Origin of the sequence: Burkholderia sp. Ac-20353 (assembly GCF_017104785.1) — a bacterium.
Lineage (GTDB): Bacteria > Pseudomonadota > Gammaproteobacteria > Burkholderiales > Burkholderiaceae > Burkholderia.
The window spans coordinates 1-23,129 of sequence record NZ_JAAGPL010000013.1; the positions used below are offsets into that span (position 1 = coordinate 1).

Genomic DNA, 23,129 nt, shown 5'->3' on the forward strand with positions numbered 1-23,129 from the left:
TACCACGTCCGTTGCGTTGCTTTGCATTTCCTGTGTACACATGACGCCCTCCGGTGAGGAACTTCACGACACGCTGATTTTACCGATATGGCTTCGTTGCCCCTTGCTGTACATAGGATCTATCTGGACATGCTTTCCCGGTAACGGGGCGGTGCGAAGCGCTGGTGACTTGCCCCTTGGTTAGGGCCAGCCTGCTTCTAGCAAAGTCCTTTTGAGCCAGGCGGAACTGCGGGGCGCGGTCCAGCGCTCGAATGACGTGCACGCCAGAAATGCCATGGTCCACGACGATATCGACAGCCTCCTTGGTGAAATCGTCAACGATGGTCAGGCACTTCAGACGCCGCCCGTTCGACGGCGCGCCCATCACAAATCAATAGACCAAACCTCGTTGGCCCCGCTCGGCAAAGCCAACTGGACTAAGGCCGGAAGTTTTATCATCCGAAAGCTGGCGAGTCCACCCCCTTAAGAATGCTGTACTCGGGGTGACAGAAACTAAAGATTTCCCCAGTGGAACCACGAGTTTCCTGTATTCCTTTAAAAGATAACTTCGACTAAAGTTGCTTGGACCGCCGCAAGTTGATGTCTGTTGAAAAGGTACTTCTTGGGGGGTGGTTTGTTATGGCGGTGGCATCGGTTATTTGGTGAGGCTTCCAGTCTGTATCTTAGTGCCTGGCACCATGTGCCAAGTGCGGCAGCACGGATGGTCATAAATGTGCTGCGATTAATATTTGTCGAGTGATTTAATTGAGGCCGCAAATTATGAAATTGATGCATCTTCTGAATTCCGCTGGGGCAGTAATTGTTACGGCGGCGCTCTTCGCGACATCTGCGTCGGCGGCGCAATCGAGTATCGAAGCAGAGCTTCAAGCGAGGCTGGCGGTTATCGAAACTTCTTGGGCAAAGCACGATGCTCGTTCGGTCGCGGATGTGTACGCGCCGTCGGCTATGGCAACTGGTCAGGATACGCCAGATGTAGCCCAGGGGCGTTCCGGTATTCAGGGGTTGGTCACGGAGCTTATGAAGGGCACGAAATCAACGCACATTGAAATTTATGAGGCTAAGCGTCTCAGTCAGGAAGTTGCAGTCTCGTGGGTAACCTGGAACGTGGTAACGGATGACCCGGCAAAGCCGGGATTTAAAACGAAAAGTCTTTTTGTTTGGCAGAAGATTAATGGAACCTGGTTGATTATTCGCGACATGTACGCGATGGGTCCAATGCCGACGAAATAGCCTTCTTCAATTGGAAGGGGGCGAGGGCAAGGGCGCGGGAAGATGGGCCGCTTTTCAGTGTCACGGGTGATTCGCTGAGTCGAATGTGGTCATCTGTCTTGCCCCCTTGATTAGGGCCAGCCTGCTGCGAGACCCTTGAACCAGTGCTCGTTGAGGCATTCATCGCGGAACTTGCCGTTGAACGATTCGATGTCCGCATTCTGCGTCGGCTTGCCCGGCTGAATCAATTCCAACGTGACGCCGTTGGCGTAAGCCCGTTGGTCGAGCGCCCGGCTCGTAAATTCCGGGCCCTGGGCCGTTCGTAGCGCTTTGGGATAACCTCAAGCGCGCTGCTCGGTCAAGTGCTCGAGCGACGTACACCCGAGATGTCGTGGTCCACGACGTTATCGACAGCTTCCTTGGTGCAATCGTCGACGATGGTCAGGCGCTTCAGACGCCGCCCATTCGACAGCGCGTCCATCACTGATCAATTGATCAAACCTCGTTGGGCCCACTCAGCAAAGCAAGATGCTCGCGTCCAATCATGATGCCGTGGCGCCGGCGACGGCGCCGCACGGCGAGCCCTGCTTCACGATAAAGACGTTGCCCGCGCTTGTGGTTCACGTGGATAACAGGCGCTGGCAGTCATTTTTCAACAGACTCTAGCATTCCGAGGGGCAGGTTTCACGCATAAAGAACAGCGTGATGAGTGTCAGCAGTCCCAAGAAAATCAAAAAGCATGCGACCGGCCAGTAAGCTTGGTAATGCGCCAGCAGAGCAGTCGCTATCACCGGGGAAAGACCACCGGCAAAAATCGACGCGACTTCGTGTCCGAGCGCAACACCGGAATACCGGACTTCGGTGCTGAACATCTCGCCAACCAACGCGGGAAGCGTCCCGATCATGGCTCCGTGACAGAACGCGGTTCCCAAGATGAACGCGCAGTAAATCAGGGCCGGTTGCTTCGAATTGATAAGTAGGAAGAATGGGAATGCCATGAGAATCAGGCCGAGCGTGCCGATTAGATACACCGGCTTGCGACCAATCTTGTCGGAAAGACGCCCCCATAGCACCATCGTGATCATCTCAACTATGATGGCTGCGGTGACGCTAGAAAGCATGAGGGGCGTAGGCAAACCAAGGTATTTTCCATATACCAACGAAAAAGCGAGAAAGATATAGGCCGCGCCGTTTTCAGCCATGCGTAGGCCCATGGCCATCAGGATTTCTTTCGGATGGCGTTTAATCACATCGAGGATCGGCATCTCCGGTTTCTTCCCTTGAGACTCGGCCTCGGCGAAGTCGGACGTCTCGGGGAGTTTGCGTCGGATGAATACCCCGATTGCAAAAATCACGATGCTGAAAAGAAACGGAAGTCGCCATCCCCAAGCGAGAAAGTCCTCTTTGGGGAGCATCTGCACTGCTAGGAAAGCAGTCGACGATAGGACGAAGCCAGCTCCTACGCCCAACTGACTATACGCAGCAAGATATCCTCGTTGATGTGGCGGGGCGCTCTCACTGATCATCAGCACGCCGCCGCCCCACTCGCCGCCGGAAGCCACCCCCTGAAGAATGCGCACCAGAACGAGCAGTGCAGGAGATAGCAGTCCGATCTGGGAATACGAAGGCAGCAACCCAATCATAAAGGTCGCGAAGCCCATAATGAAGAGCGTCCATACCAATGAGGCTTTGCGGCCGTAACGGTCACCAATATGGCCGAAAATTATGCCCCCAACGGGCCGCGCGACGAAGCCGATCGCGAAGGTGGCGAAGGCACTTAGCGTACCGATCAACGGGCTTGCGTTTTTGGGAAAAAATATCTGTCCGAAGACTATGGCAGCTGCAGTACTGTATGCAAAGAAATCATACCATTCCATAGCGTTTCCACCGACAGAGGCAATCACAATTTTGCGCAACGTTGCCTTGCTAAGGTCGGAAGTAGCTACGTCTTGTGCCACGATTGACTGGCTTGACATGGGGAACCTTTAGACGCTCAAAATTAAGGGACTGTGGCGACAGTTCGTAGGCGCTGCAAATTAATCAAATTGGACGAGAGCCTCAGTCAGTCTGGTTGCCGTTGTTCGAAAGGCAAGAAGGCTGTTATCGCCCTCACGCTGTGAGACAGCGCTAAGTTGGATAGGGCAGTGAAGGAGCTACAGACAGGTAAAGCAAGCCCGTGCCGCTACTGGCATCAGAAGAGATGTCGAATGCCAGCAAGCGCGGCGAACTGAGAGTGCGAGTTCGAAGGCGTTGCAAGGAACAATACGGCAGGTGCGTATGTGAGAGGCCCCGAGCTTCTGATGGAGTTGGCCCAGATTGCAATGTCTGTCCGCTTGGACAGGCTGTAGTCAAGCGAGATCTGTCCTTGATTCCAGTGGGGGTTAACGTTCAGACCGCTATAGCGTCCGGTCGTGTAAAGATATGCTAGAGACAGAGACAGTGCCGGCGTAAAGCGGTACCTCCCGATCAGATCGAAGTTGTCGAGATGCAGTCCAGTGTGGTCAAGGTACTCGTATCGTACGTCCGAGACGATCCCTGAAAGCACAAATTTGCCGACGCTGTACATACCGCCAACAGCAGCGACACGCTGGTGTTCGACGCCCACCTTTGAATCGAGTGGGCTTGTATGGAAGAGAGCGAAGCCGGCACCTTGGTAGTCGTCGCTCACCGCGCCCATGGAGTTGGCAAGACCGGGACGGTCGATATCGAGATACGCAGCGACGATTCGGTATGACGGCGTCACGTAGCCAGCACCGAAGCTATACGCCCGGTTTTGGGTGAACGCGCCGGCTTTGTTGCTGAAGGCGTACAGTCCCTCAAATGTGAATCCCCCGAAATCCGGTGATCGGTACTTGAGAGAGTTGCTATATCGGAAGTTACCCTCAATATTGTCGTTAGATCCAACGCTTACGCCAAACCCGGGGCCCATACCCTGAGGCTCAAGGTAGTCAAGGTAGTCCCACATCATGTCGTACTGTCGTCCGGCGGTTAGAGTACCGTATTTTTTGTCGCTCAAACCGACCCAAGCCTGACGGCCGAACATGCGGCCACCTTGCCCCAAGGCCCCAGTGGAGGAATTGAAGCCGTTTTCCAATGTCGCCATTGCCGATGTTCCGTCACCAAGGTCTTCGCTGACACGCAAGCCCCACCGGTTATTCTGAAGCGGGCCACTGACCATCTGGACGCCACTCTTTCCACCTTGATTGCTTACGTACGAAATGCCAGTTGAGATAATCCCGTAGAGGGTAACGCTGCTTTGTGCTTTCGCGGGGATGGGTAACACCATGGGAGTGACGGCCGCCAGAATCGCGGCGCATAACGCCGTGGTAGTTGCGCCTTTGTCGGCGTGTCGACTATCCAAGCGGAGCGATCTTCTTAACATTCAATTTCTCCAATTTTTATGTAGGAATACATATGGATTGAATTTGATTTTTTCGCATCCGACCTCGCCGATAAATCTAAGTAGCGTGCGAAGGTGGCGGTCGCGGAGCGTACGCTGACTATCGAGGGTCAATGTGACGACGTCAAATCGGTCGAAATTGGGCCCACTATCAGCGAGGTTGATGGGGGCTGGTGGGAGATGGAGTTGACCCAGTAGTCCGAGACATGACCTCACACTACTGTTGTGAATCCATCGAGCGCGGAGACTCGCTTGGCGAGGCGCGAAAGCTGGCCGCTACTAAGGAGTGGGCCACGCCGTCGACGTTGATCAATTTCGTGTTGCTGGGCTGCGCGTCGGGTTTCACGCTCGCGACGGCGTGTGCGGCATGGTTCGCGCCTTCTTTGATCGCGCCGCTTGCAGTAGGGGCATGCAGCCTGACGGTTGCAGGATGTGCATCACGAGCCGCGTCGTCGGTGCGCAATGCGCGGCTCAGACCCAGATCGATCGTGCAAAGCGCGACGGGTATTCGCGGCGCGCTAGTTGAGCAGAAGTCGCGGGGCTTCACGGCGGGAGCATTCAATCTTCGCGAGTTCTTCCACGGAAAGACGCCCCAGAAATTGAAGCGGATCAAGTGGACCTTTCTGACTTCCGCGTTCGTCATGCCGTTCTTTCTGAACGCATTCGGCGGAAGCGTGCGGTCGATCGGGCTTTCATTTGCGCTGCTTTGCGCGGCTTCTGTGATTCAGTACGCGGGTCTTGTTGCCGAGCGGTGGTTCTTCTTTGCGGAGGCGCGGCACCCGCAGAATCTTTACTATCGACAGGCGTAAGGCAGCTATGCGGTGACCTGCAAGCAGGCACGATGGGACCGTCAGACGCGCAGCAGAGAACATGCGCTCCGGATTGCCCATTGCACAAATGGAGTGTGAGCATGTCGGGTAGTCCCGGACGCGCTGATCGTCCGGGAGCGGCCGCTCGAGTTCACGATTCGAAAAACGGGTATGAAAAGGGTAAGCGTAAATTCCTATCATAAGCCGCGTTATTGATTTTGGAATTTACTTCGCCGATTCCGTATATAGGCTCAGCCTTGCCGAGCGCTATTCAGCGCCTGCAGCGATCCCAAGCCGGCCGCGATAGTCGGCAAGCAGCAATTGCTGCGCGTCGAGCCGGGCTGCAAGCGTCGCTCGTTCGGCCGCCACAGACTCGAGCGTGCCGCGCGCCTTCGCCAACTCGTCGGCCTGCGTGTTGAACGTGACGCGCAACGCCTCGCGCTCGGCCTCGACCCGAGCGTGGTCGGCGAGCGCCCGCGTGAGTGCCGTCTGCAGCTGCTCGCCGTGCGCTTGCTGCTCGCGCAGGCCTTTGGTGGCAGCGGTCTTCGCTGCGAGATCGGAGAGTCTACACGCCCGAGTCCGTGGCCGAATCGACTACGTCCAGCCGGGTCGCCGATCGCCGGAGTGCCTCCGGCGTCACGAGTGGGAACGGCGACACCAGCGCCGAGCAGGGGCAGTAAGTACTCTGTCGCGATGAGGCCTGCGATCTACCGAGCCTCGAGTGAATCCACGCAGCAGAATAGGACATCGCATTGGCCAGCTGCGATAACTGATGATCGGACTGTAGTGATCGATTTATGATGTTCGCCGCACGTAGGTCAACTGTTCAACAAGGTGCAGCAGGGCTTTGATCGTATTCACCTAGATGCAGGGGAGAATCGACGGGAGACGATCCATGTTCCGCAGAGACAGCTTCAATACTGGTCCACTTCGTATCAGAGATGGGTCACTGAAGCCGCAGGGCGGAACGTGTTTGTCGGTGCTTCGTCCCGGGATATTCGACTGACAGGTTCCATAGCCGAAAATTGATTCGCTGGTGGCTCGTTGGTGGAATGCGAGGTAAATTGACCTCACCTCGCTGAGTAATCGGGTAGCCGCACTCCTGCCGGAGTGCGGCCCCGAAGAACACTGCGAGCGAATTTCACCGGACCACGCTCGAAACAGTATTCACTGTCGTAGCGACGCCGGTTCTGCCTGTTACGCGGGCCTTTCACAGGCATTCACGTTGCTGATCTGCGTTATTGGTCAGACATGGATCGGCTGATTGAGCCGCTACGACAGCCGCGCAATGACGTCGAGGATAGCGCGCGACTGGACTTCTCCCGAGGCAGGCCTGATTGTACGCACATACAGCCAAGGGTATGAGTGCGGCCACGGGCATACTCGTGCAACCGCCTGACTGGATCGATTGTGCGAGTGTGTTTGCCGCATCTGGATGAGGGATCAATCCTTGGCGATATCGTCCCAACAGAGGTATTTGACTTCAAGGAACTCCTCGATGCCGAGGTGCGAACCCTCACGCCCGAGACCGCTCTGCTTCACGCCTCCAAACGGTGCTACCTCGTTTGAGATTAGGCCGCAGTTGATTCCGACCATTCCCGATTCGATTCGCGCGGCGTTTCGCCAGATGCGTGAAGCGTCGCGACTATAGAGGTACGCAGCCAGCCCGTACTCGCTGTCGTTGGCCATGGCGATCGCGTCTTCGTCGGAATCGAAGCGGAACAGCGGTGCGACAGGACCGAACGTTTCTTCGTGGGCGATCAGCATGCCGGGCGTCACGTCGGCAAGCACCGTAGGCTCGAAGAAGAACCCGCCTAGCGAATGCCGGCGGCCTCCGTGCAGCAGCCGGGCGCCCTTGGCGAGCGCATCGTCCACGTGTTCTTCAACTTTTATTACCGCAGCTTCATCGATCAGTGGTCCGAGCTGCACGTCCGGCTCCAGACCGTTGCCCACGCGCAGTTGCGCGACGCGTTCGACGACGCGCACGGCCAAAGCATCGTAGACGTTCGACTGCACCAGAACGCGGTTCGCACTGATGCACGCCTGGCCCGTGTTGCGGAATTTCGCGGACACGATGCCGTCAGCGGCGGCGTCGAGATCGGCATCGTCGAACACGATGAAGGGCGCATTGCCGCCGAGCTCCATCGAGCACTTCTTGACGGTCTGCGCGGCCTGCGCGAGCAACGTACGGCCGACTTCGGTCGACCCGGTGAACGTGACCTTGCGAACCAGCGGGTTGGCCGTCAGCTCGCCGCCGATCGAGCGCGTGTCGTTGCCGGTCATGATGTTGAGTACGCCAGACGGAACCCCGGCGCGCTGAGCCAGCACGGCAAGAGCGAGCGCGGTCAACGGCGTCTGGCTCGCGGGCTTGACCACCATCGTGCATCCCGCGGCAAGCGCCGGCCCGGCCTTGCGCGTAATCATGGCGGCCGGGAAATTCCAGGGCGTGATGGCTGCGCATACACCGATCGGTTCGCGAAGCGCGATGATCCGCTGCGTCTCCGTGACCCCGGGGATCACGTCGCCGCGCACGCGCGTCGCTTCCTCCGCGAACCAGCGCAGGAACGATGCCGCATAATCGATCTCGCCGCGTGCTTCGGCCAACGGCTTGCCTTCCTCGAGTGTGATGAGCGTCGCGAGATCTTCGCGGTGCGCGATCGTCAACTCGTACCAGCGCCGCAGCACTTCGCCGCGGTGCTTCGCGGTCGTACGTCGCCACGGGCCGAATGCTTCATCTGCGGCGTTGATTGCGCGCCGCACTTCTGGCTCGCGGCAGCGCGGCAGCTCGACGAGCAGCGACTGGTCGACCGGGTTGCGGAGCGCGTAGCGGCCGTGCGGCGTTTCTTCGACCCATTCGCCGGCGATGAATGCACTTTCCCGCCACAACGCAGCGTCTTTTAGCAGATGTTTCATCGTTAGCTGTCTCAGCAGGGGAAACGTCCCACCATGAAGGCGGAATCCGGGTCGGAGGTCACGGGCAGTTCCGAGGCCACGAGCCCCTGGCGCAGCGTCTTCATGATCCGGTCCGGCACGCGCATCGCCGGCGCGCGCAGCGGGCCGCCGTTGAAGCCGGCCAGCCAGTCCTGGTATTTCCACATCGTGCGGTTGAGCACGCCGGTGCCGCCCGCATAGGACTGCGCCGCGGCGCCGTTTGCATTGCGCGCCGGGTTGACCTTCCAGTACATCGCCATCGCCTCTTCCCATTGCCCGTTGCGCGCGAGCTCGAATGCCTTCGGGTAGTAGCCGCTCATCCAGGCGGTGTTGCTGGTGCCGGAGAACTGGAGCTTCATCAGGCTCATCAGCGGAATCGCATCGCCTTCGATCGGACAACTGATCACGACTTCGTCTCGGAAGTGGTGGTACATCTCGCAGATCCCGGCTGGCAGTGGAAAGCCTTGCTCCGACTTGATGGCGACGATATTGGGGCAGTCGTCCAGCAGGCGACGCACCAGCTCCACCGACATGCCAGCGGGATGGATGCGCTCGAATCCCCACAGCGGAATCGGGAACAACATCACTGCCAGATCCGTTGCGTCGCAGAAGGTCTTCGTGTAGTCATAGATATCCTGCTCAGTGGTCGGCCAGAACTGCGGCGGGTACGAGAGCAGGACGATGTCGGCGCCGGCATTTTCCGCGAGCTTCACGGCCTCGATGTTCTCTGCCAGCGTGCCGAACGCGGCATGGAAGAAGAGGCCGAGCCGGTCACCCGCCGTGTCGCGGGCCCAGGCCGTGAACTGCGCATTCTCTTCCGGCGTGATCGCCACTTCGCTGCACAGCAGCGTGTAGCGGAAACCGAATTCCATCGCGAGCTCGATGTCGTGACGAATGCCGCGCTCGTTGAGGCGCTTGAGGTCCGCACTATAGCTCGGGATCGTGACGGCCGAGCAGCCGGTGAGGTGTTCTCGCGCCCAGGCGCGGGCGTCGGACTTCTTGTAGCTAGCCATGAAGATGAGTCTCCTTGAGTGAGTTCTTGAACGGGTTCTTGACCGATAGGGAAGGCTATTTCTCAACCGGCGCGATGCTGGCTGGAAGCGGCAAGCCGACGCCTTGCTGAACGGCGTGCGCGAGCAGCATTTCGGCGATCACGACATCCTGGAGCGCGGACCCGACCGACTTGTAGACGACGATGTCGGTGTCGGCACAGCGCGGCGTGATGTGTTTCCCTGCCAGCTCGGCGAGCGGGAAGAGCTTGTCGGCGAGCACGACACCGGCACGCGCGGCAGCGATGGCGTCGCCGGTGTCGTGCTCGACTTCATCCGGCATGTCGGCGACGATGCAAGCGGCGCGAGCCATCGTTTCTTCGTCGACCTCCCGCTGCTCGGGTAGGGTCGAGCCCAGCGAGACGACGGTCACACCCGGCGGCAGCCAGGCGCCGCGCAGTACCGGCGACTCGTCGCGGCTGCGCGCGGCGCAAATGACGACGTCGGCGTCTTGCACGGCCGCTTCGGGGACGTTTGAGGCGGTGATATCCATTACATGACGGAAGCTTTCGGCGAAGCGCTCGCGGCTCGCCGGCGTCGGGCTGAATACGCGCACGCTGTGCAGCGTGCGCACGGCATGCAGGCATTCGAGTGCGCCGCCCGCCTCGAACCCAGAGCCGATCACCGCGACGCGCAGCGGCCGGTCGGGCGCCAGCAGCGTAACCGCCAGCGTGGCCGTCGCCGCGGTGCGCAGTCCCGTCACGCGGTTTCCGTCGATCAGCGCCCGCAGATCCATGGTCTGCTGGTCGAACAGCGAGATCAGATAGCTGGCTCGGCGGGCGCGCGTATTGGCGGCGATCAGTTTGCAGCCCATGTGCCCGCCGCTCGGCGAGATCGCGGTCAGGCTGCGCAGCCAGGTTCCGTCGCCGCGCGCCATCGAGCGCGGCGGCACCATCGCGGCGGAGACGGGCCGCGCATATGCATCGGCGAGCGCCGCGACGGCCGAAGGCCAGTCGGCGAGCGACGCGACATCGGCGTCGCTCAGGAAAAGCGTGGGGGAGGAGGGTTCAGCGTTGACGGCGTCTGACATGGCGCGGGCCTGGAAGTGAGTGGCCGGCACACGATAGAACGCGCTACCCGTTTGGGGTACTGCCAGAGGTCGAAAGCAGCTATGACGAAGATCGATGGCTGGCGCCGCCGCCTTCCAGCGATTCGGCCAGGCGGCAGAGCAGGTGCCGCACGGCGCGGGTTGCGCGCGTATGCGGGCGGCGCGGCGACTCGGCGAGCACGACGAACCGTTCGAGGACCGGCTCGACGATGCGCGACGAGGCGAGCCGCGCATCGAGCTTGCCGGGAAGCACAGAGGCGATCGTATAGCCTCCGCCGGCTACCACGACTTCGTATTGCAGCCGCAACGAGTCCGCTTCGACGGCGGCCTGCAGCGTCAACCCATGCCGCACGGCGAGCCGGTCGAGCCGCGCGCGCAGCAGGTGCGGGCGGCCCGGCACCACGAGCGGCAGCCCGGAAAGCGCGGCGAGCGGCACGTCGCCGCTGCCGACGACGGGATCGTCTCGGCGGCCGATCAGATGCAGCGGCACCCGCACGAGCACGTGGCAATCGCCGATGCTCGCTTCGTCCTCTTTCAGCACGATGGCCATGTCGAGGCGGCCTTCGCGCAGGTGCTCTTCGAGTTGCGCGCTGGCGGCTTCCGTCAGATGGAGCCTGACGGCCGGCAACTCGGCGCGCACCGCCGCAAAGAGCGGCCCCGCAAGATGGTTCACCGCCGACGGCAGCAGCCCCAGCAGCACTTCCCCCGCGGGCTGACCGCGGGCGCTGCGGATGTCGTCGGCGAGCGCATCGGCTTCGGTCGCGAGGCGCGTGACGCGCGGCAGCATCTGCTCGCCGAACTCCGTGAGGACGACGCCGCGCCCGGTCCGGCGAAACAGGCGTTCTCCGCACTGCTGCTCGAGCTGCGCGATGTTGCGGCTGACCATCGACTGCGGCATGTCGAGCGCCGCTGCCGCCTTGCTCAGGCTGCCCGAAGCCGACACCTGCAGGAACACGAGCCAGCGAGGATCGACGATAGTCGGCGCGCCGGGCGCCGCCTGGCCGGTTGGGTCTGCCTTAGCGAGCGTCATCACGCGCTTCGTCCATCGCCGCGACGGCCTCGTTCAGCAGCCCACGCAACCAGGTGAGTCCGGGGTCCGAAGTGCGATGCTTGTGCCATTGCATGGCCTGCTCCATCGTGGGGACGGGAACCGGCACATCGCGCAGCACGATCGGCAAGCTGCGTGCGGCCTCTTCGGCGAGCCGCCGGTGCATGGTGGCAATCCGGTTCGTGCCGGCCAGCAGATGGGCCGGCGACACGAAGCTGTAGGTGCTCGCCTCCACGCGCCGCACGACTCCGAGCCGTTGCATGAACCAGTCTTCGAGCGCCGTTTGCCCGTCACCGACCTGCACGACGACATGCCCGGCCGCCATGTAGCACTCGGTCGTCAGGTCGCCATTGGCAAGCGGGCTTCGCTCCCACACCACGCAGCAGTACGTTTCCTCGAGCAGCACCTCGGCCGGATGCTCGGTCGAGCAGTACTCCTTGGGGATGATCAAGAGATCCGCCTCACCGCGCTCCAGCACGCGGTGCGGATAGGCGACCTGCGAGCGCAGCTCGAAACGGATGCCGGGCGCCTGCTTATACGCGAGCGCGAACAGATGCGGCATCAGCGTCGTCATCGTGTAGTCCGAGACGAACAGGCGGAACAGTCGATTCGCCTGCGCAGGCACGAATTCGGGCTGGGCCGCCACCGTCGCGTCGACGCGCACGAGGATGTCACGCACGGCGTCCTTGAGCGTCTCGGCGCGCGGCGTCGGTTCCATCTTGCGGCCGACCTGCACCAGCAGCTCGTCGTTGAAGTATTCGCGCAATCGCGACAGCGCATTGCTCATCGCCGACTGGCTCAGGTGGATCTTCTCCCCGGCCCGGCTGATGTTCTGTTCGCTCAGGAGCGCATCCAGCGCAACGAGCAGGTTGAGGTCGAGCTTGTTGAACCGCATGCGTGCTGTCTCCGTTCCCCTTTTTCATGGCCGGCAGCCTTCGCGCCGCACGCGTCTCCGTCGGGCGCGGTATCAGGGTTTAACCTGAAAGTATTGATGCCGCCGATATTGGCAATGGATCGAATCCATTTTTAGGATGCCTCGGCCTATCTTAACCTACGCCACATCTCGAAGCGAAGGCGGCATGAGCATCGCATCGGGAGACCAGCGTCAGGGCACTTTCGGATCGAGCGTACCGCCGTACGTCGACCGTCCGCCCCGAGCTTTCCACTATTAAAGAGACGCCGGGCGGCGCAAACGCGCCCCCCAGGCTGAGGAGACAGCATGTCCACGAAATTGATCGCGGCCGTCGTCGGCAGCGCCGTGTTGGCACTCGGTTCGATGAACGAGGCCCAAGCGTTCGAAGGCGGCGTGTCGCCGTATCCGGCCGGCGCCGTCGGCACGAACATCGCCAACCTGCCGCCGATCCCCGGCCTGTTCGCGCTGGAGCAGTTGAACTACAGCTTCGCGAACGCCCTCTACGGCAACGACGGCAACAAGCTGCCAATCCCGTTCCGTTCATCGGTGTTTTCGGAAACCACCCGTCTGCTGGCGGCGTATCCGTTCCACCTCGTCGGCGCGAACGTCTATACGCAGCTGGTCATTCCAGTCGTGTCGCTGCATACCAGCGTCTTCGGGCAATCGGGCACGCAGAACGGCCTCTCCAACATCACGCTGACGCCGGTGTTGCTTCAATGGCATCTCTCGCAGAACCTGGCGATCGCGTCAGGTATCGACGTTGCATTCGAGACCGGTTCCTATAGCCCGGTCAAGTCGAGCGTGGCGGTGGGCTACACCTCGGTGCAGCCGGTGTTCTCGGTTCGCTACAACTTGCCCAACGGCATCGACCTCGGCCTGTCGAACCGCTTCCTGCTCAACCAGAAGAACGGCACGACGAACTACCGCTCGGGCGACGGCTACGTCGGCGAGTTCGAGGCTGGCTGGAACTTCGGCCAGTGGAAGCTCGGCGTGGTGGGCGCGTACCTGAACCAGTTCAGCGACGACAAAGCGAACGGCGTGAACGTGGGCAACCGCATGAGGACCTTCGGCGTCGGTCCATCAGTCGTCTACGACGCCAGAAGCTGGAATGTCAACCTCAACTATCAGCAAGGCGTCTATGCCGCGAACACAGCCAAGAGCAGTAGCGTCTGGCTGAACATCGCCATCCCGCTGTGGCCGGGCTTCGGGCGGAAGGGCTGAGCACCGTCGATTGGCCCGGACAGCGCGCACACGCCGTCATCGAGCAATCCGCAATTTCAACCGAGGCAATCAGCATGTTTCGCTACTTTCCTACCAACTACGTCTGGAATCTGTCCGTCAATCTCGCCATCGAAATGGGTGCGCGCATCGGCGAAATCGAGGACATGTGCGGGCCGCTTCAGGAAGCGGCCAAGCAGCCGGACGCGGACGGCACTCGCGCGTTTCGCGAGGCGTGGGTCGACAAGGCCGATCGTCTCTGCGATCTCGCGCAGGAAGACGAAACCCAAGGGCGGCTGCTGTCAGCGGGCGAGAAATACAAGCGCGCCGCGATTTATCTGATCACAGCCGAGCGCATGCTGGCGCTCGATGCGCCCGGACGCATCGAGCTTTACCGGCGCTCGCTCGATACGTTCGGCAAGGGCATCGCGCTTTCGGGCGACAACTGCGAGCGCGTCACCATTCCGTACGGCGACAAGTATCTTTCTGGACTCCTCGTGAAAGCGAAGAATGCCGACGCGCGCAGTTCGCTGCTCGTGCAGGTGAACGGGCTCGATTCAACCAAGGAGATGAAGTACCTCGTGGGCCTGCCGGCATGGCTCGCCGCGCGTGGCGTGTCGTCGCTGATCGTCGACCAGCCCGGCACCGGCGAAGCGTTGCGTCTGCACGGCATGCACGCGGTGTACAACTCGGAGGTCTGGGCAAGCTGGATCGTCGACTGGCTCGAAGGCCGTGACGATGTCGATCCGAAGCGGATCGGTTTGGAGGGTGTGTCGCTCGGCGGCTACTACTGCCCGCGTGCGGTCGCCTTCGAGCCGCGTTTTGCGTGCGGCGTGGTATGGGGCGCCAATCATGACTGGCGCGACGTGCAGAAGAAGCGCCTGCAGCGCGAGGGCAACTTCCCGGTGCCGCATTACTGGAAGCACGTCTGCTGGGTCTGGGGCGCGAAAGACATCGACGATTTTATGCGCATCGCCGAAGACGTGCATCTCGACGGAGTGCTCGATCGCATCAAGGTGCCGTTCCTCGTCACGCATGGCTCGAAGGATTCGCAGATCCCGGTCGCCTGGGCGCATCGCACCTACGAGCAGCTCGTAAACAGCCCGAAGCGCGAACTCAAGATCTTTTCCGAACGTGAAGGCGGGGTGCAGCACTCGAGCTTCGACAACTCGATTAACGCGGGGCACTTCATCGCCGACTGGATCGCAGAAACACTCGGCGGACGTACCGCGCTTTGAACCATCCACCTTTTTTAAGCACGCACATCTCATGAAAATCATCGGACCCGATACGCTGGTCTTCGGCGTGGACGACGTCGCCGCCTGCAATCAGTATCTGATCGACTACGGCCTGCTGCCGGTTCGCAGCGACGATACGGGCGGCCGCTTCGAGGCGCTCGACGGCACGGGCATCGAAATCGCGCGCCGCGACGATACCGGCCTGCCACCCGCGCTCGGCACGGCGAGCATGCTGCGCAAGACGGTCTACGGCGTCGCCGATGCCGCGACGCTCGATGCGATCGCGGCGGAGCTGCACCGCGACCGCGAGGTGCGCAAGCTTGCCGACGGGTCGATCGAATCGGTCGACGACATGGGCTTCGCGATCGGCTTCCAGATCACCACGCGCCGCTCGCTCTCCCTGCCCGCCGAGCCGGTGAACGCGCCGGGCGCGCCGGCGCAGCGCGCGCCGAACGTGGTGGGCGTGAGCGACGATGCGGTGCTCACGCCGCGCACGCTGTCGCATGTCGTCTATTTCGTGCCCGACGCCGCCACGGCAGAGGCGTTCTACGTGGAGCGTCTAGGCTTTCGCTGCACCGACCGCTTCACGGGCGTCGGCCCGTTCCTGCAGCCGGCCGGCACGCTCGACCATCACACGCTGTTCATGATCGAGACCCCGCCGTTCATGAAGGGCTGCGAGCACTTCACGTTCCATATGGGCGGGCCGACCGAGGTCATGCAGGCGGGCACCCGCTTCGTCGCGAAGGGCTACCAGTCGTTCTGGGGGCCGGGGCGTCACCGCTTCGGCTCGAACTGGTTCTGGTACTTCAACAGCCCGCTCGGCTGCCATGTCGAGTACGACGCCGACATGGACCTGCACGACGACGCATGGGCCGCACGCGAAGCGCCGATGGGCGCCGACACATCGCAACTGTTCCTGTTCCAGCATCGCGAGAAGTGGGCGCCAAGCGGTCCTCCGCCGGCGGCGGCGGAAGCAGCGGCCAAGGCTGACTGAAGACACGCGTCGTACGGCCATGTCCAAGCGATTCCCTTCGATTCGCCTCGCGAGCGTCGACGATCTGCCCGATCCCGGCGCGCGCGGCTTCGATCCCGACGGACTCGGACGCGACACATTGTTCGTCGTCCGCCGTGGTGCTCAGATTCGCGCGTATCGCGACGCGTGCCCGCATTTCGGCGACACGCCGATGGCCTGGCGCAAGGACGCCTATCTGAACGGCGACGGCACCCGCATCGTCTGCCACGCTCACGGCGCGCAGTTCGACATCGCGAGCGGCGAGTGCCTGCTCGGCCCTTGCCTGGGCCAGCAGCTGACGCCCGTCGAGATCGACGTGACGGGCGACGGCGACGTCATGCTGGCCGCGACGTGACAAATCAATAACAGACGTAAGTAAGGAGACACCCAAATGACATCCCCTCTTCAACACGTCCTCGTCATCGGCGGAGGTTTCTCCGGCATGGCGACAGCGATCCAGTGCGCGAAGCTCGGCCTCACGGTCGACCTCGTCGAGATCGATCATGGCTGGCGCTCGTACGGCGCCGGCATCAGCATCGGCGGGCCGACGCTGCGCGCGCTGCGCACGATAGGCGTGCTCGATGCGTTCTTCGAGCGCGGCTACGGCGGCGACGGCGTGAACCTGTTCACCGCCGGCGGCCAGCCGGTCGGTACGCTGCCGACGCCGCACGTGGCCGGCGAGGATGTGCCTGGCGGTGGCGCGATCATGCGTCCGGTGCTCGCGGACATCCTCGCCAAGGCCACGCGGGCGGCGGGTGTGCGCGTGCGGCTCGGCTGCACGTTCTCGCAGATCGAGCAGCGCGACGACCAAGTGCATGTGGCGCTTACGGACGGCACGCAGAGCAGCTACGACCTCGTGGTCGGCGCCGACGGGCTGTACTCGAAAGTGCGCGACACGGTGTTCCCCGATGCGCCGAAGCCGCACTACACCGGCCAAGGCGTGTGGCGCGCCGTGGTTCCACGTCCGGTGGACATCGTCTGCGCGACGATGTGGCTGGGGCAGAAGGTCAAGGCAGGCGTCAATCCGGTCTCGCAGGAGGAGATGTACCTCTTCGTCACCGACGACCGGCCGACCAACGAGTACATCGATCCCGCCGAATGGCCGCGCATGCTGTCCGATCTGCTGGCGCCGTTCGGCGCGCCGCTGATCCAGTCGATTCGCACCCAGCTCGGGGCGGAATCGCGCTGCAACTATCGCCCGCTGGAAAGCCTGCTGATGCCGCGGCCCTGGTTCGGCGAACGCGTGGTTCTGGTCGGCGACGCGGTGCATGCCACCACGCCACATATGGCGGCGGGTGCGGGCATCGGCATCGAAGATGCGATCGTTCTCGCTGAGGAGCTGGGGCGCAGCGCGACGGTAGAGGCGGCCTTGCAGACGTTCCAGGCGCGCCGCTGGGAGCGCTGCCGCATGGTGGTGGAAAACTCCGGACGTCTCGGCGAGATCGAGATTGCCGGCGGCGACAAGGCGGAACACACCCGCATCATGCACGAGACGCACATGAGTCTCGCGCAACCGATCTGACCGAGTGGAGGCACGATGGAAACGAACCTTTCTCCCACGACGCCGGCGCATGCCGATCTTGCGGCCGGACCTGACGCCGCGGCACGACTTGGCGCGCTCGGCACCATTGCGTTGATGATCGCGCATTGCGCGGGCATGGTTGACCTGGTCGCCTTGCCGGTCTGGGTCGGCACCTTGATCGGCGCCTATCGACTCGATCCTCAGCAGGCGGGCTTGCTCGCCACGCTGTTCCTGGCCGGCGCCGTCCTGAGCAGCCTGTTCTTCTCGCCGCGCCTGAATCGCCTGCCGACGCGCGCGATGGCGACCATCGGCTTCGGCGTCGCGACGCTCGCGTTTCTCGGCATCGTGTCGATCGACCGGTATCCGGTGATGGCGGTTTTGCACACGGTCGCAGGCATCGCCGTCGGCTGCGGCCTGAGCTTCACGCATGGCACGATCGGACGCAGCCGCAATCCGCATCGTCTGTTCGCGATCGCAGGCCTCGCGCTCGGGGTCTTCGCGATTACGTTTCTCGGCGCCACGCCGGGGCTGATCGCGATGCATGGCGGCCCGACTCTGTTTCGCGTCTTCTCGGGTGTCATGGGCGTTGCGACGATCGCTTGTGCGCTCGCGTTTCCGTCGATCCACGCGCGGCACAGTGCGGCCATGGCCGATGAGCCCCGCTTCGAGCGGGCCGTCTGGTTCGGCATGGTTGGCGTCGGTTGCATGGCGCTGACCCAGGCGATGCTGTTCAGCTTTGTCCAGCGTATCGGCCTCGACCGCGGATTCGGCTTTAGCGCGGTGACCGCGACGCTGATCGCGCTCGGCCTCGTCAACCTGTTTCCCGCTCCTGTCGCGGGGCTGCTGGAAAAGCGCGTTCCGGGCCGCAGAGTGGCGCAGGCTGGAGCCGTGGTGCAGGCCGTGCTCGCGCTGATCATCACGCAAAGCGCGACGTTCGCGCCGTATGCGGCGGCCACCTCGGTCTTTGCCGCCGTGATGATCTTCACCCACACCTTCGCGTTCGGCATGCTGGCTCGCATCGACCGCACCGGCCGCGCCGTCGCCGCGACGCCGGCCATGCTGATGACGGGCGCCGCGATCGGCCCAGTTCTCGGCGGCACGCTGGTCAAGCAATCCGGCTATGGCAGCCTCGGGATCGCCGCGGTGCTGATCGCCGCCGCGGCAGTGTTCTGCTTCTCGCGGCTCGAGCGCCGTTCCGATTCTCAAGGAGTCCGAGTATGAAGCCCGTTCTCCGGTTCGTCGATCTCTCCATCTTTCTGGAGAACGATGTTCTTTCCGATCCGCCGCCGCTCGCGCCGAAGATTACTTACCAGAAGCATGCGGACACGCTGCCGGAATTCATGGCGATGCTGCCCGGCACGAAGCCCGAGGACTATCCGGATGGCGAAGCGGCTGCTGCGGAGTGGGTCACGCTGACGACCCATAGCGGCACGCATCTCGACGCGCCCTGGCATTTCCATTCGACCATGGATGCGAGCCTGGGCGAGGCACGACCTTCCATCACGATCGATCAGGTGCCGCTGGAATGGTGCTTCCAGCCGGGAGTCAAGCTCGATTTCCGGCATTTCCCGGATGGCTATGTGGTGACGGCCGCCGACGTCGAAGCGGAGCTGGCGCGCATCGGACATGAGTTGCAACCGCTCGATATCGTCGTCGTGAACACGCGTGCCGGATCGCGTTACGGACACGGCGACTACGTCAACGCGGGCTGCGGCATGGGCTACGAGGCGACCATGTCTCTGCTGGAGCGCGGCGTGCGCTTGACGGGCACCGATGCATGGAGCTGGGACGCGCCGTTCTCCTATACCGCGAAGAAGATCGCGGAAACGGGCGATACGTCGCTGATCTGGGAAGGGCACAAGGCGGGGCGCGACATCGGTTATTGCCATCTGGAGAAGCTGCACAACCTCGAAGCATTGCCGTCGACCGGCTTCCTGATCAGTTGCTTCCCTCACAAGATTCGCGGGGCGTCGGCTGGGTGGACGCGCGCCGTTGCGATCTTCGATACTCCCACGGAGGAGGCCGCAGCATGAGCTTTCCCGCGATTCGTCGTGTGGTAACGGGGCACGATGCAGACGGCCGCGCGGTCGTCGCCTCGGATGGCCCCCTGCCGACCGTGGTGGAAATCGCCGCGATTCCCGGCACCGTATTCCACGAAGTGTGGAGTACGTCGGAAAACCCGGCTGCCGTGGACAACGGCGCCGATCCCACGGTCGGCGCGTTGATGCTGCCGCCGCCGAAGCAAGGCACGCGGATGCGCTTCGTCGACATACCGCCCGACACGCCGGAATTCCTCGCGCACGGCGCGACGAAAATGCACGACGCGTTCAGCCAGATCGGCGACGCCGAAGCGTCGACGGTGAAGGCCGGCTCGCCGCATCCGCTGATGCATCGCACCGAGTCGATCGACTATGGCGTGGTGATCGAAGGCGAAATGACGCTGGTTCTCGACGACGCCGAGGTTGCGTTGAAGCCCGGCAGTGTGGTGATTCAGCGCGGGACCAATCATGCCTGGGCGAATCGCTCGGGTCGCCCGTGCCGGATGTTGTTCGTGCTGGTCGACGGTGTCTACGATCCGGCGATTGCCGCCGCGCTCGATGCGCCCGCGCAAGGAGACGCGCGATGAAATTTGCTACGTTGCCAGGCGGCGGCGCCGATGGCCACCTGTTACTGGTGTCGCGCGACCTGCGCCATGCCGTGGAGGCCTCGCCGATTGCGGGAACCTTGCTCAATGCGCTCGAACGCTGGGACGACATCGCGCCACGCCTGCAGGCGCGTTACGATGAACTGAACGCCGGTCGCGTGCCCGAGGCGTTTCCGTTCTACCCGGCGGCGTGCGCCGCGCCCTTGCCGCGCAGTCCCCAGTGGTGCGACAGCTCGGCATTTCTGAACCACGGCCGCCTGATGGAGCAGGCGTTCAACACGCCGCCGATTCCCGAGTTCGATACGGTGCCGGTCATGTATCAGGGCGCCAGCGACGATTTCCTCGGCCCGGCCAGCGACGTGCCCTTGCCCCACGAGGCCGACTGCATCGATTTCGAAGGCGAATTCGGCGTGGTGGTGGGGCGCGTGCCGTTGGGTGTATCGGCAGCCGATGCGATCAAGCACGTTCGCCTGATCGTGCAGCTCAACGACTGGAGTCTTCGGGCGTTCGGGCCGCGCGAGATGAAGACCGGATTCGGCTTCCTGCAGGCAAAGCCTTCCACGAGCTTTGCGCCCGTCGCCGTCACGCCCGACGAGCTCGGCGAGCACTGGCGCGACGGCCGCGTGCATCTGAGCCTGCACGTCGAATGGAACGATCGCTGGTTCGGCCATCCGCATGGCCGCGAGATGAACTTCGGCTTCGGCGAGCTCGTCGCGCATGCCGCGCGCACGCGCAGGCTGTCGGCGGGGACGATCGTCGGGTCCGGCACGGTGTCGAACGTGGACCGCAGCGCGGGCTCGGCATGCATTGCCGAGCGTCGCGTGATCGAGATGATCGACGAAGGGAGCGCGCGCACCCACTTCATGCGCTTCGGCGACCGGGTCAGGATGACGGCCCGCGACGACGCGGGCGGCGCGCCGTTCGGCGTGATCGACCAGCGGGTAGTGCATGCGCCGCTCGCCGGCGCGGAGGAGCCGCGGTCATGAGAGCGCTGGTGACGGGGGCGGGCGGATTCGTCGGGACGGCGCTGGTCGACCGGCTGCTGCGCGAGGGGATCGCCGAGGCGGGCGACGTGTCGGAGCTGCTGCTGGTCGACCGGCAATTCGGCGCGCCGCACAGCGATGCTCGAATCACGGCGCTTGCCGGCGATTTCAGTAGCGCGGAGATCCTCGAGCCGCTGCTGTCGAAGCCCGTCGACGTCGTCTTTCATCTGGCTAGCATGCCTGGCGCGCAGGCCGAAGCCGAGCCAGCCGAGGGCGACAGTGTGAATCTGTGGGGTACGCTTGCCCTGTTCGAGCGCCTTGCGAAACAGGCCACGGAGCACGGATGTGCGGTGCGCGTCGTTTATGCCAGCAGCGTGGCGGTTTACGGCGACTCGCTGCCGGCGGCCATGGACGAGCACACCGCCGCGCGACCGACGATCAGCTATGGCGTGCACAAGCTGATCGGCGAACTGGTCCTCTCCGACTGGACGCGGCGCGGCAAGCTGGACGGCCGCTCGCTGCGGCTGCCGGGCATCGTGTCGCGCCCGGGGCTTTCCTCGGGACACGGCTCGGCGTTCATGAGCCAGATCTTCCGCACGGCACAGCGAGGCCAGGCCTACACATGCCCCGTTTCGCCTTCGGCAACCGTGTGGTGGATGTCCCGCGGATGCTGCGTCGACAACCTTCTGCACGCAGCGCGCATGTCTTCCGAGAGCTTGCATGCGGGCCGGGTCTGGGCGCCTCCGGTTCTGCATCTGTCCGTGAAAGAGATCGTCGATGCGCTGGCGCGGCGCTTCGGCTCGTTCGAGATACACTACGCTCCGGTAGAAAGGATCGAGCAACTTTTCGGACGACAGCCGCCGCTGAACGACCGTCCCGCGATCGAGGCCGGATTCCGGCACGACGGCACGATCGACGACCTCGTCGAGCGCGCGCTCGAGTTGGCGTAAGTCCCGCGGCGAACCTTATGGCGAACGATTACCTGAACAGGCATTGTCACGTTGGTGATCTGGTCGGTTAAGATTGGTCGATGAAAGGGAAATCTCTCTACCACGGCCACCGGTTCCCGGCGGCGATCGTCAGCTGCGCGGTACGTTGGTACTTCCGGTTCCAGCTTAGCCTGCGCGACATCGAGGAGCTGCTGTTCGAGCGCGGAGTGACGGTAAGCTACGAGACGATCCGCCGATGGTGCGAGAAGTTTGGCGCGAGCTTTGCGCGTCGTGTGAAAGCGGCGCGATGAGACGGCCGCGCAGCGTTTCTTCAAGCGCGTGCTGCGCTCGAACCCGGTGCCACGCGAAATCGTTACCAATCAACTGCGCAGCTATCCGGCGGCGAAAGCCGACATCCCGGAGCTGGTCGACGTCAAGCATGTGTTCGTCAATGTGGCAGCCCGGGTCAACAACCGCGCAGAGAACAGCCATCAGCTCACGCGGGAGCGCGAGCGGCGCATGCGGGGTTTTCGCGACCCGAGGCGCGCATGGGCCTTCCTGTCAAGCTACGGGCCAATCCGGCAGCACTTCGCATTGAAACGCCATTTGCTGTGCGCTTCTCTCTATCGCAAACAGCTTGCGATGAGGGCCACCGCATGGCACGAGCTTACCAACGTCACCCAAACTCCGTCGAATGCTTTCTGAGCCATAGTGGCTCTACGCATCGTCATCGACGAACTACGGTAAGTTGACAGGGCCCGCGGAGGTGCTGGATTCATGTTCCGATGAGTGTGGGCTAGAAAGCGGCGTGCAAGGTCGTAGAATCTCCGGCGCGCATGATCGACACACGCGATCTTACTGATGCCCGGATCGAATCCGGCCTTGTAGCCCATGAGCTTACCGCGCCAGGCTCTCAGGAACTTTCGGGCATGTTCGTTGGCGCGGCTATCGGTGAAGGAGTGGACCATGGCCTTCAGTTCGCACCAGCTGCTTGAACGTGAATGAGTTCGCGGTGATGGTCACAGCTCGGCCATTTGTCCGCTGGCCGGTCCGAATTGATGCCGCAATATTCGACGTGCGGCATGTCCAGCCACCAATTGCGTCGCCGTATACGTTGGCGCTGCTCGGCTGCAGTACAACGCACAGAGCTGGCGCTTCACCGGCAGGAAGCTTCGT

19 protein-coding genes and 5 pseudogenes are annotated in these 23,129 nt (G+C 62.6%); 13 read left to right on the forward strand and 11 right to left on the reverse strand.

Features of this window, described 5'->3' with window-relative positions:
- Nucleotides 1-235: 235 nt before the first annotated feature.
- Nucleotides 236-381 (reverse strand): annotated as a pseudogene (locus tag G3N94_RS06215) (transposase family protein); the annotation flags it as partial.
- Nucleotides 382-759: 378 nt separating this feature from the next.
- Here G3N94_RS06215 and G3N94_RS06220 point away from each other — a divergent pair.
- Nucleotides 760-1,230, forward strand: coding sequence for a DUF4440 domain-containing protein (locus G3N94_RS06220; protein WP_205791231.1), 471 nt, complete (start codon nucleotides 760-762; stop codon nucleotides 1,228-1,230).
- 137 nt (nucleotides 1,231-1,367) lie between these two features.
- Here the strand turns inward: G3N94_RS06220 and G3N94_RS06225 are convergent.
- From G3N94_RS06225 to G3N94_RS06235, 3 genes and pseudogenes are all read right to left on the reverse strand, one after another.
- Nucleotides 1,368-1,842: pseudogene (locus tag G3N94_RS06225) on the reverse strand (DDE-type integrase/transposase/recombinase); the annotation flags it as partial.
- 29 nt (nucleotides 1,843-1,871) lie between these two features.
- Nucleotides 1,872-3,185, reverse strand: coding sequence for an MFS transporter (locus G3N94_RS06230; RefSeq protein ID WP_205791232.1), 1,314 nt, complete (start codon nucleotides 3,183-3,185; stop codon nucleotides 1,872-1,874).
- A gap of 215 nt (nucleotides 3,186-3,400) precedes the next feature.
- Nucleotides 3,401-4,591, reverse strand: a complete 1,191-nt coding sequence (locus G3N94_RS06235) for a porin (RefSeq protein WP_241021634.1) — start codon at nucleotides 4,589-4,591, stop codon at nucleotides 3,401-3,403.
- 299 nt (nucleotides 4,592-4,890) lie between these two features.
- On the opposite strand from G3N94_RS06235, the pseudogene G3N94_RS06240 reads away from it, so the two are divergent.
- Nucleotides 4,891-5,418, forward strand: a pseudogene (locus tag G3N94_RS06240) (DMSO reductase); the annotation flags it as partial.
- Nucleotides 5,419-5,685: 267 nt separating this feature from the next.
- Here G3N94_RS06240 and G3N94_RS06245 read toward each other — a convergent pair.
- The 6 genes from G3N94_RS06245 to G3N94_RS06275 all read right to left on the reverse strand — a co-directional run bounded on the left by G3N94_RS06245 (nucleotide 5,686) and on the right by G3N94_RS06275 (nucleotide 12,389).
- On the reverse strand, nucleotides 5,686-5,850 hold the full coding sequence (locus G3N94_RS06245; RefSeq protein ID WP_205791233.1) for a hypothetical protein: 165 nt from the start codon (nucleotides 5,848-5,850) through the stop codon (nucleotides 5,686-5,688).
- Between the two features lie 1,011 nt (nucleotides 5,851-6,861).
- Nucleotides 6,862-8,331: an NAD-dependent succinate-semialdehyde dehydrogenase gene (locus G3N94_RS06255; protein ID WP_205791235.1), complete on the reverse strand. Its 1,470-nt coding sequence runs from the start codon at nucleotides 8,329-8,331 to the stop codon at nucleotides 6,862-6,864.
- 11 nt (nucleotides 8,332-8,342) lie between these two features.
- Nucleotides 8,343-9,362 carry a dihydrodipicolinate synthase family protein gene (locus G3N94_RS06260; protein WP_205791236.1) on the reverse strand — a complete coding sequence of 340 codons (1,020 nt, stop codon included), beginning with the start codon at nucleotides 9,360-9,362 and terminating at the stop codon, nucleotides 8,343-8,345.
- A 55-nt stretch (nucleotides 9,363-9,417) separates the two neighbouring features.
- Nucleotides 9,418-10,428, reverse strand: a complete 1,011-nt coding sequence (locus G3N94_RS06265) for an NAD(P)-binding domain-containing protein (protein WP_205791237.1) — start codon at nucleotides 10,426-10,428, stop codon at nucleotides 9,418-9,420.
- A 79-nt stretch (nucleotides 10,429-10,507) separates the two neighbouring features.
- Nucleotides 10,508-11,476 carry a LysR family transcriptional regulator gene (locus tag G3N94_RS06270; protein ID WP_205791238.1) on the reverse strand — a complete coding sequence of 323 codons (969 nt, stop codon included), beginning with the start codon at nucleotides 11,474-11,476 and terminating at the stop codon, nucleotides 10,508-10,510.
- The gene (locus G3N94_RS06275) at nucleotides 11,463-12,389 is read right to left on the reverse strand and encodes a LysR family transcriptional regulator (RefSeq protein ID WP_205791239.1); all 927 of its coding nucleotides are present in this window, start codon (nucleotides 12,387-12,389) and stop codon (nucleotides 11,463-11,465) included. Before G3N94_RS06275 ends, G3N94_RS06270 begins: the two co-directional genes overlap by 14 nt.
- Before the next feature lie 324 nt (nucleotides 12,390-12,713).
- Here G3N94_RS06275 and G3N94_RS06280 point away from each other — a divergent pair, with 324 nt between their 5' ends.
- The 11 genes and pseudogenes from G3N94_RS06280 to G3N94_RS06330 all read left to right on the forward strand — a co-directional run bounded on the left by G3N94_RS06280 (nucleotide 12,714) and on the right by G3N94_RS06330 (nucleotide 22,658).
- Complete coding sequence (locus G3N94_RS06280) at nucleotides 12,714-13,628, forward strand: transporter (RefSeq protein ID WP_205791240.1); 915 nt, start codon at nucleotides 12,714-12,716, stop codon at nucleotides 13,626-13,628.
- Nucleotides 13,629-13,702: 74 nt separating this feature from the next.
- Nucleotides 13,703-14,863 carry a prolyl oligopeptidase family serine peptidase gene (locus tag G3N94_RS06285; protein ID WP_205791241.1) on the forward strand — a complete coding sequence of 387 codons (1,161 nt, stop codon included), beginning with the start codon at nucleotides 13,703-13,705 and terminating at the stop codon, nucleotides 14,861-14,863.
- A gap of 31 nt (nucleotides 14,864-14,894) precedes the next feature.
- The gene (locus G3N94_RS06290; RefSeq protein WP_205791242.1) at nucleotides 14,895-15,857 is read left to right on the forward strand and encodes a VOC family protein; all 963 of its coding nucleotides are present in this window, start codon (nucleotides 14,895-14,897) and stop codon (nucleotides 15,855-15,857) included.
- Between the two features lie 19 nt (nucleotides 15,858-15,876).
- A complete protein-coding gene (locus G3N94_RS06295) occupies nucleotides 15,877-16,230 on the forward strand; it encodes a Rieske (2Fe-2S) protein (RefSeq protein WP_205791243.1) in 354 nt (117 codons plus the stop codon).
- Nucleotides 16,231-16,266: 36 nt separating this feature from the next.
- Nucleotides 16,267-17,397: an FAD-dependent oxidoreductase gene (locus G3N94_RS06300; RefSeq protein WP_205791244.1), complete on the forward strand. Its 1,131-nt coding sequence runs from the start codon at nucleotides 16,267-16,269 to the stop codon at nucleotides 17,395-17,397.
- Nucleotides 17,398-17,412: 15 nt separating this feature from the next.
- Nucleotides 17,413-18,618, forward strand: coding sequence for an MFS transporter (locus G3N94_RS06305; RefSeq protein ID WP_205791245.1), 1,206 nt, complete (start codon nucleotides 17,413-17,415; stop codon nucleotides 18,616-18,618).
- The gene (locus tag G3N94_RS06310; protein WP_205791246.1) at nucleotides 18,615-19,430 is read left to right on the forward strand and encodes a cyclase family protein; all 816 of its coding nucleotides are present in this window, start codon (nucleotides 18,615-18,617) and stop codon (nucleotides 19,428-19,430) included. Before G3N94_RS06305 ends, G3N94_RS06310 begins: the two co-directional genes overlap by 4 nt.
- Nucleotides 19,427-20,023: a cupin domain-containing protein gene (locus tag G3N94_RS06315; RefSeq protein WP_205791247.1), complete on the forward strand. Its 597-nt coding sequence runs from the start codon at nucleotides 19,427-19,429 to the stop codon at nucleotides 20,021-20,023. Before G3N94_RS06310 ends, G3N94_RS06315 begins: the two co-directional genes overlap by 4 nt.
- Nucleotides 20,020-21,027 carry a fumarylacetoacetate hydrolase family protein gene (locus G3N94_RS06320; protein WP_205791248.1) on the forward strand — a complete coding sequence of 336 codons (1,008 nt, stop codon included), beginning with the start codon at nucleotides 20,020-20,022 and terminating at the stop codon, nucleotides 21,025-21,027. The genes G3N94_RS06315 and G3N94_RS06320 overlap by 4 nt, the downstream gene beginning before the upstream one ends.
- Nucleotides 21,024-21,974 carry an NAD-dependent epimerase/dehydratase family protein gene (locus G3N94_RS06325; protein WP_205791249.1) on the forward strand — a complete coding sequence of 317 codons (951 nt, stop codon included), beginning with the start codon at nucleotides 21,024-21,026 and terminating at the stop codon, nucleotides 21,972-21,974. The genes G3N94_RS06320 and G3N94_RS06325 overlap by 4 nt, the downstream gene beginning before the upstream one ends.
- Before the next feature lie 80 nt (nucleotides 21,975-22,054).
- A pseudogene (locus tag G3N94_RS06330) lies at nucleotides 22,055-22,658 on the forward strand (DDE-type integrase/transposase/recombinase).
- 107 nt (nucleotides 22,659-22,765) lie between these two features.
- Here G3N94_RS06330 and G3N94_RS42230 read toward each other — a convergent pair.
- Nucleotides 22,766-22,930, reverse strand: a pseudogene (locus tag G3N94_RS42230) (transposase); the annotation flags it as partial.
- Nucleotides 22,931-23,129: the final 199 nt, after the last annotated feature.

Excerpts from the sequence above, each read along its gene's own strand:
- G3N94_RS06220 (WP_205791231.1), top strand. The coding sequence starts at position 760 with ATGAAATTGATGCATCTTCTGAATTCCGCTGGGGCAGTAATTGTTACG.
- G3N94_RS06230 (WP_205791232.1), bottom strand. The coding sequence starts at position 3,185 with ATGTCAAGCCAGTCAATCGTGGCACAAGACGTAGCTACTTCCGACCTT.
- G3N94_RS06235 (WP_241021634.1), bottom strand. The coding sequence starts at position 4,591 with ATGTTAAGAAGATCGCTCCGCTTGGATAGTCGACACGCCGACAAAGGC.
- G3N94_RS06255 (WP_205791235.1), bottom strand. The coding sequence starts at position 8,331 with ATGAAACATCTGCTAAAAGACGCTGCGTTGTGGCGGGAAAGTGCATTC.
- G3N94_RS06260 (WP_205791236.1), bottom strand. The coding sequence starts at position 9,362 with ATGGCTAGCTACAAGAAGTCCGACGCCCGCGCCTGGGCGCGAGAACAC.
- G3N94_RS06265 (WP_205791237.1), bottom strand. The coding sequence starts at position 10,428 with ATGTCAGACGCCGTCAACGCTGAACCCTCCTCCCCCACGCTTTTCCTG.
- G3N94_RS06270 (WP_205791238.1), bottom strand. The coding sequence starts at position 11,476 with ATGACGCTCGCTAAGGCAGACCCAACCGGCCAGGCGGCGCCCGGCGCG.
- G3N94_RS06275 (WP_205791239.1), bottom strand. The coding sequence starts at position 12,389 with ATGCGGTTCAACAAGCTCGACCTCAACCTGCTCGTTGCGCTGGATGCG.
- G3N94_RS06280 (WP_205791240.1), top strand. The coding sequence starts at position 12,714 with ATGTCCACGAAATTGATCGCGGCCGTCGTCGGCAGCGCCGTGTTGGCA.
- G3N94_RS06285 (WP_205791241.1), top strand. The coding sequence starts at position 13,703 with ATGTTTCGCTACTTTCCTACCAACTACGTCTGGAATCTGTCCGTCAAT.
- G3N94_RS06290 (WP_205791242.1), top strand. The coding sequence starts at position 14,895 with ATGAAAATCATCGGACCCGATACGCTGGTCTTCGGCGTGGACGACGTC.
- G3N94_RS06295 (WP_205791243.1), top strand. The coding sequence starts at position 15,877 with ATGTCCAAGCGATTCCCTTCGATTCGCCTCGCGAGCGTCGACGATCTG.
- G3N94_RS06300 (WP_205791244.1), top strand. The coding sequence starts at position 16,267 with ATGACATCCCCTCTTCAACACGTCCTCGTCATCGGCGGAGGTTTCTCC.
- G3N94_RS06305 (WP_205791245.1), top strand. The coding sequence starts at position 17,413 with ATGGAAACGAACCTTTCTCCCACGACGCCGGCGCATGCCGATCTTGCG.
- G3N94_RS06310 (WP_205791246.1), top strand. The coding sequence starts at position 18,615 with ATGAAGCCCGTTCTCCGGTTCGTCGATCTCTCCATCTTTCTGGAGAAC.
- G3N94_RS06315 (WP_205791247.1), top strand. The coding sequence starts at position 19,427 with ATGAGCTTTCCCGCGATTCGTCGTGTGGTAACGGGGCACGATGCAGAC.
- G3N94_RS06320 (WP_205791248.1), top strand. The coding sequence starts at position 20,020 with ATGAAATTTGCTACGTTGCCAGGCGGCGGCGCCGATGGCCACCTGTTA.
- G3N94_RS06325 (WP_205791249.1), top strand. The coding sequence starts at position 21,024 with ATGAGAGCGCTGGTGACGGGGGCGGGCGGATTCGTCGGGACGGCGCTG.